Source organism: Streptomyces sp. AC627_RSS907 (genome assembly GCF_019049165.1).
The window spans coordinates 1-579 of record NZ_JAGMUE010000659.1; the positions used below are offsets into that span (position 1 = coordinate 1).

Below are 579 nucleotides of genomic sequence, written 5' to 3' on the forward strand. Positions count from 1 at the left end.
AGCCGGGTCCGAGGTGACGATGAAGATGAAGCTCGACGGCGTCGAGGCGTCCAACGGCGTCAAGGGCGTCCAGGACAAGACCGTCAACTTCAAGATCGGCCGCTCGCAGGTCAGCACGGTGGACGCGAAGACCAAGCGGATGACCGTGGTCCGCGACGGCAAGAAGATCAAGGACATCCCGATCTCCGCGGGCAGCGCGGCGAACCCGACGTACAACGGCCAGATGGTGATCTCCGAGAAGTTCAAGGAGACCCGGATGGACGGCTCGACCGTCGGCTTCACCGGCAAGGACGGCAAGGGCGAGTACGACATCAAGGACGTGCCGCACGCCATGCGGCTGTCCACGTCGGGCACCTTCATCCACGGCAACTACTGGGGCTCCGACTCGATCTTCGGCGCCGCCAACACGAGCCACGGCTGCATCGGCCTGAACGACGCCAAGGGCGCGGGCGACCCCTCGCAGGACGGCGCCTGGTTCTACGAGCAGACCATCCTCGGCGACGTCGTCGTGATGAAGAACTCCCCGGACAAGACCATCAAGCCGGACAACGGGCTCAACGGCTGGAACATGGACTGGAA

Annotated in this window: 1 protein-coding gene; it reads left to right on the top strand. The window is 64.4% G+C overall.

Annotation, left to right across the window (positions count from 1 at the left end; all coding sequences use genetic code 11):
• Window positions 1-579, top strand: a 579-nt coding sequence (locus tag KUM32_RS37650; protein ID WP_217146330.1) for a L,D-transpeptidase, incomplete at both ends; no start/stop codon positions are given.